Here is a 3,526-nt window from a genome sequence, read left to right as displayed (position 1 = left end):
GCCCCTTCGTTCAGGATGGACTCCATGGCCTGCAGGTACGGGTGGCTGGCATCCGCGTCGAACATACAGCGGCCCTGCGTATCGCAGTAGATGACCGGTGCTGTTTCGCCGGCGGAGAGCCCCAACTCCCCTGCCCTGGCGAGGATGTCTTCCAGGGTATGGATGGTCATGCGGTAGCGAAAACGTCCCGCATTCATTCCCGCCTCCCTATACCCCATACTGGTATATCCTATTATATCATACGTTGCCTCGGCTGTCAAGACCCATCGCACTGACTGAACAGCGGCAGAAAGGAGCGAAAATATACCTTCGTATAGCGTAAAACATTTGTCTGCCCTTTGAAGTCCCTGCTACCCCCCTCGTCAATCCGTTATACAGTTGCATGACTACACGAAGGACAAATTGCCCCGCCAATCTGTACGACAAATTCGCCTTTCTCCCGTCCTTGTGTTATATATATCCCTGCGAAACGCTTTCACCTGGGGGTCATGAATGGCTAACCTGATCACCCTGAGCCGGTTCCCACTCCTTATCCTGATCCTGATCCTGCTGTTCTACGCCGGCCCCACGGGCCAGCTCACCTGCACCTTCCTCATCCTGATCCTCATCCTCCTCGACACCGTGGACGGCATGGTCGCCCGCCGGCGTCGCGAAACATCCCTGCTGGGCAGTGCCCTCGATATCGCCGCCGATCGCGCCGTCGAACTCGTGCTGTGGGTCAGCTTCGCCTCCCTCGGCCTCATCCCTCTCCTGATACCGCTGGTCGTGATCATCCGCGGCACACTCACCGATTCCATCCGCGCCGTCGCTTCGTCGCACGGCGTGCGCGCCTTCGACATGTCCCGCGCGGCCTGGGCGCGCTTCCTGGTCGCATCGCCGGCCATGCGCACCAGCTACGGCGTCGCCAAAGCAGTTGCCTTCTGCACCCTTGCCCTCTGGCTGGGCCTGCAAAACCTCGGCCTTGAGACACCCGCGGTCGCCGTCGTTCGTTTCATCGCCCTGGCGAGCAGTTGGGCGGCGGTCTTCCTATGCGTGGCACGCGGTGTGCCGGTGCTGGTGGAGGCGCCGGCCTTCTTCCGGCAGTACTCCACAACCTCCAGGCAGGGATGAAATCACGCTATGGATGTCCGGCACAACGAATCCTGGTTCAAAGCCATTACCAGCTCACGAGCCGCCATCCGCACCGCCCGCTGGCTTGCCCAGCACGTCCCCCCATCTGCCGCCGCCGGCCTGGGGAGCGCCATCGGCCGCTGGCTGACCATCGCCGGCGGCAGGATGTACTCCGCCATCCGGGCGAATCAGGCCCAGGTGCGCGGTTTGCCCCTGGATGATCCGTCGCTGGACCAGGCAGTGATCGCGGTCCTGCGGCATGCCGGCCAGGTCTATTACGACCTCTTCCGCCAGGCCTTCGAGCACCATCCCATGGCTCTCACTCCACGCGCCGCCCAAAACCTGCAGGCCGCCATAGAGAGCGGCCGAGGCCTTCTTCTAGTGGGCGCGCATCTCAGCAACTTCGATCTGGGCATCCAGTACATCACCTCCCGTCAGATACCCATTCAGATCCTTTCATTGACCGAGCCGACCAGCGGTTTTCAGTTCATGAACGCCCTGCGCGCCAACCCATTATGTGAAGTGACGCCGGTGAGCCAGGCCGCCCTGCGCAAGGCCATTCAGCGCCTGCGCGCCGGCGGCATCGTGGCCACCGGCGTGGATCGCCCGGTGCCCGGCCAGCTTGAGATGCTCCCCTTTTTCGGCCGGCCGGCCCCCCTGCCTGTCGGACACATCCGGCTGGCCATGAAGACCAATGCCCAGGTCATGGCGATGTGGTGCGAATGGTCCCCGCAGAGGGGCTATCGCCTGCACGCCGGCCCCCTCATGGACATGGAACAACCTCCCCTGCCCCCTGATGAACAGGTGCGGCACAATGCCCTGCGTGTCTTACGCGTGCTGGAGGCCGCCATCGCCCGCCGGCCTGAACAGTGGTTGATGTTTATCCCGGTCTGGAGTTAGTACAATCTCCTATGCCGGAATTGTGCGTTTTCGCACGAATGAGGGTGGGGAATTTGACATCTCGGCCCCTTTGTGCTATATTCCCCGCCCGTGCAGAACGTTTGACAAGGACGCCATCAACATGAAAATCCTGGTCCTGAACTGTGGAAGCTCGTCCGTCAAATACAGCTTGTTCGACATGACGACGGAGTCCATCCTGGCCAACGGCATTGTGGAGGAGATCGGCCTGAATATCCCCTCCATGACCCACCGCCGGCCAGGGCACGACAAGCTTACCTGGCAGGACATCCCTGTCACCAACCATCGCGAGGCCATCGCCCGTGTCCTGGATACCCTTCTGCACCCGGACTACGGTGTCATCCGCGACCTGCGTGAGATCAACGCGGTGGGCCATCGCGTCGTGCACGGCGGCGAAAAGTTCGCCCAATCGGTGATCATTGATGATGAAGTGCTGAACGCCATCCGCGACAACGTGGAGCTGGCCCCGCTCCATAACCCTGCCGCCATCCAGGGCATTGAAGCGATGCGGTCGCTCCTGCCGGCGACCCCGCAGGTGGCGGTCTTCGATACCGCTTTTCACCAGACCATGCCGCCGGAAGCCTATCTCTACGCCATCCCATATCAGTACTACCGCAAGTACCGCATCCGCCGCTATGGCTTCCATGGCACATCGCACCGCTACGTCGCCCAGCAGGCAGCGCGCTACCTCGGCCGGCCCATCACCGAGCTGAAAATCATCACCTGCCACCTGGGCAACGGCGCCAGCATCACGGCCGTGGACGGCGGGAAATCGGTGGATACCAGCATGGGCTTCACCCCGCTGGCCGGCCTCCCGATGGGCACGCGCTGCGGCGATATTGACCCGGCCATCGTCATCTACCTGATGGAAAAAGAGGGACTGGATACCGCCGGCATCAACGACGTGCTCAACAAACGGAGCGGCATGCTGGGCCTGTCAGAGCTTTCCTCCGACATGCGCGTGTTCGAAGAAGCCCTACATGCCGGCCCTTCCCACCCGAACTACGAGCGCTCGGTGCTGGTGCTGAAGCTCTATACCCGTCAGATCAAGAAATACATCGGCGCCTACGCCGCGGCCATGGGCGGGCTGGACTGCATCGTGTTCACCGGCGGCATCGGGGAAAACTTCAAAGAGATCAGCGAGTGGGCCTGTCAGGGGCTGGAATTCCTGGGGGTGAAAGGGGTGCAGAGCCGGCGCGCCGGCGGCCAGATCGTCGAGGCCTCCGCGCCCGACTCGCGCGTCAAGGTGCTCATCATCCCGACCAATGAGGAGCTGGCCATCGCCCGCGATACTGCCGCATTGATCAACAATCACAATTGAAATTCCCGGACCTCCTTCTTCCTTCCCTCCTTTCTCTATAGATGTTGCCCGGCGCGAGTCAGGCCCCAGCAAACATGCTGGGGCCTGACACTTTATCGGGAACCGCCGCTCCGCATCCACAGATGCAGGATATCCCGCAACTGCTGGACCTGGGCGGGAGCAGGTGCATTCGCTCCC

The 3,526-nt window shown here is 62.0% G+C and carries 4 protein-coding genes; 3 read left to right on the top strand and 1 reads right to left on the bottom strand.

Annotated elements, in window-relative coordinates; translation table 11 throughout:
• Window positions 1-197 (bottom strand): hypothetical protein (locus H5T60_12920; GenBank protein ID MBC7243331.1); only part of this gene is annotated, 197 nt, incomplete at its 3' end.
• Window positions 198-492: 295 nt separating this feature from the next.
• Here H5T60_12920 and H5T60_12915 point away from each other — a divergent pair.
• The 3 genes from H5T60_12915 (at window position 493) to H5T60_12905 (ending at window position 3,349) form a co-directional block, all read left to right on the top strand.
• Window positions 493-1,110, top strand: a complete 618-nt coding sequence (locus H5T60_12915) for a CDP-alcohol phosphatidyltransferase family protein (GenBank protein ID MBC7243330.1) — start codon at window positions 493-495, stop codon at window positions 1,108-1,110.
• 9 nt (window positions 1,111-1,119) lie between these two features.
• A complete protein-coding gene (locus H5T60_12910; protein ID MBC7243329.1) occupies window positions 1,120-2,010 on the top strand; it encodes a lysophospholipid acyltransferase family protein in 891 nt (296 codons plus the stop codon).
• A gap of 121 nt (window positions 2,011-2,131) precedes the next feature.
• The gene (locus H5T60_12905) at window positions 2,132-3,349 is read left to right on the top strand and encodes an acetate kinase (GenBank protein ID MBC7243328.1); all 1,218 of its coding nucleotides are present in this window, start codon (window positions 2,132-2,134) and stop codon (window positions 3,347-3,349) included.
• The last annotated feature ends 177 nt before the right edge of the window (window positions 3,350-3,526 follow it).

This window comes from Anaerolineae bacterium, from assembly GCA_014360855.1.
In the GTDB taxonomy this organism is placed as follows: Bacteria; Chloroflexota; Anaerolineae; order JACIWP01; family JACIWP01; genus JACIWP01.
The sequence above is the reverse complement of the archived record's forward strand: the minus strand, read 5'-3'. Positions and strand labels throughout refer to the sequence as shown.